The following is a 2,725-nucleotide window of genomic DNA, read 5'->3' as shown; positions in this document are numbered from 1 at the left end:
CGCCACCACAGTCACATTAAGGACTTTCGGAGTCACAGTCAACGTAGCATCGGTAGCCACCACAGTATAGTTAGGATTGGCACCCAAAGTCACCGCAATCGGATAGGCTCCCACATTCGAGAACTGAGTCGCGGTAGTAGCTAAGGTATAGTTGATGGTATCTCCATTAACCGCACCACTAACAACAGCAGTAAGTGCAGGATTAAGGTCCCCGTATACTTTGGTTTGATCATCCGCCACCACAGTCACATTAAGGACTTTCGGAGTCACAGTCAACGTAGCATCGGTAGCCACCACAGTATAGTTAGGATTGGCACCCAAAGTCACTGCAATCGGATAGGCTCCCACATTAGAGAACTGAGTTGCGGTAGTAGCTAAGGTATAGTTGATGGTATCTCCATTAACCGCACCGGTAACCACAGCAGTAAGTGCAGGATTAAGGTCCCCGTATACTTTCGTTTGATCATCGGCCACCACAGTCACATTAAGGACTTTCGGAGTCACAGTCAACGTAGCATCGGTAGCCACAACAGTATAGTTAGGATTGGCGCCCAAAGTCACCGCAATCGGATAGGCTCCCACATTAGAGAACTGAGTTGCGGTAGTAGCTAAGGTATAGTTGATGGTATCTCCATTAACCGCACCGGTAACCACAGCAGTAAGTGCAGGATTAAGATCTCCGTATACTTTGGTTTGATCATCCGCCACCACAGTCACATTAAGGACTTTCGGGCTAACAGTCAAGGTAGCATCGGTAGCCACCACAGTATAGTTAGGATTGGCACCCAAAGTCACCGCAATCGGATAGGCTCCCACATTAGAGAACTGAGTTGCGGTAGTAGCTAAGGTATAGTTGATGGTATCTCCATTAACCGCACCGTTAACCACAGCGGTAAGAGCAGGATTAGCGTCTCCGTATACTTTCGTTTTGTCATCGGCTGCCACAGTTACATTGAGCACTTTTGGTGTGATGGTCAAAGTCGCATTGGTATAATCAACGGTATAGTTTGGATTGGCACCCACAGTCACTGCAATCGGATAATCACCGACATTAGAGAACTGAGTCGCGCTAGTAGCTAAGGTATAGTTAATGGTATCTCCATTAACCGCACCACTAACAACAGCAGTAAGTGCAGGATTAAGGTCTCCGTATACTTTCGTTTTGTCATCGGCTGCCACAGTCACATTAAGGACTTTCGGAGTCACAGTCAACGTAGCATCGGTAGCCACAACAGTATAGTTAGGATTGGCACCCAAAGTCACCGCAATCGGATAGGCTCCCACATTAGAGAACTGAGTCGCGGTAGTAGCTAAGGTATAGTTGATGGTATCTCCATTCACAGCACCGGTAACCACAGCAGTAAGTGCAGGATTAAGGTCTCCGTATACTTTAGTTTGATCATCCGCCACCACAGTCACATTAAGGACTTTCGGGCTAACAGTCAAGGTAGCATCGGTAGCCACAACAGTATAGTTAGGATTGACACCCAAAGTCACCGCAATCGGATAGGCTCCCACATTCGAGAACTGAGTCGCGGTAGTAGCTAAGGTATAGTTGATGGTATCTCCATTCACAGCACCGGTAACCACAGCAGTAAGTGCAGGATTAAGGTCTCCGTATACTTTCGTTTGATCATCCGCCACCACAGTCACATTAAGGATTTTCGGAGTCACAGTCAACGTAGCATCGGTAGCCACCACAGTATAGTTAGGATTGGCGCCCAAAGTCACCGCAATCGGATAGGCTCCCACATTAGAGAACTGAGTCGCGGTAGTAGCTAAGGTATAGTTGATGGTATCTCCATTAACCGCACCACTAACAATAGCAGTAAGTGCAGGATTAAGGTCTCCGTATACTTTGGTTTGATCATCCGCCACCACAGTCACATTAAGGACTTTCGGGCTAACAGTCAAGGTAGCATCGGTAGCCACCACAGTATAGTTAGGATTGGCACCCAAAGTCACTGCAATCGGATAGGCTCCCACATTAGAGAACTGAGTCGCGGTAGTAGCTAAGGTATAGTTGATGGTATCTCCATTAACCGCACCACTAACAATAGCAGTAAGTGCAGGATTAAGGTCTCCGTATACTTTGGTTTGATCATCCGCCACCACAGTCACATTAAGGACTTTCGGGCTAACAGTCAAGGTAGCATCGGTAGCCACCACAGTATAGTTAGGATTGGCACCCAAAGTCACCGCAATCGGATAGGCTCCCACATTAGAGAACTGAGTTGCGGTAGTAGCCAAGGTATAGTTGATGGTATCTCCATTCACGGCACCACTAACAATAGCAGTAAGTGCAGGATTAAGGTCTCCGTATACTTTGGTTTGATCATCGGCCACCACAGTCACATTAAGGACTTTCGGGCTAACAGTCAACGTAGCATCGGTAGCCACAACAGTATAGTTAGGATTGACACCCAAAGTCACTGCAATCGGATAGGCTCCCACATTAGAGAACTGAGTCGCGGTAGTAGCTAAGGTATAGTTGATGGTATCTCCATTAACCGCACCACTAACAACAGCAGTAAGTGCAGGATTAAGGTCTCCGTATACTTTCGTTTTGTCATCGGCTGCCACAGTCACATTAAGGACTTTCGGAGTCACAGTCAACGTAGCATCGGTAGCCACCACAGTATAGTTAGGATTGGCACCCAAAGTCACCGCAATCGGATAGGCTCCCACATTAGAGAACTGAGTCGCGGTAGTAGCTAAGGTATAG

General features: G+C 47.3%; 1 protein-coding gene. It reads right to left on the bottom strand.

Features of this window, described 5'->3' with window-relative positions; genetic code table 11:
• Nucleotides 1-2,725: beta strand repeat-containing protein (locus QLS65_RS16070; protein ID WP_282718676.1), on the bottom strand; the 2,725-nt coding region annotated here is incomplete at both ends.

The sequence above is a fragment of the Flavobacterium algoritolerans genome (assembly GCF_030010385.1).
Classification (GTDB): Bacteria; Bacteroidota; Bacteroidia; order Flavobacteriales; family Flavobacteriaceae; genus Flavobacterium; species Flavobacterium algoritolerans.
This window is presented reverse-complemented; position numbering and strand designations above follow the sequence as displayed.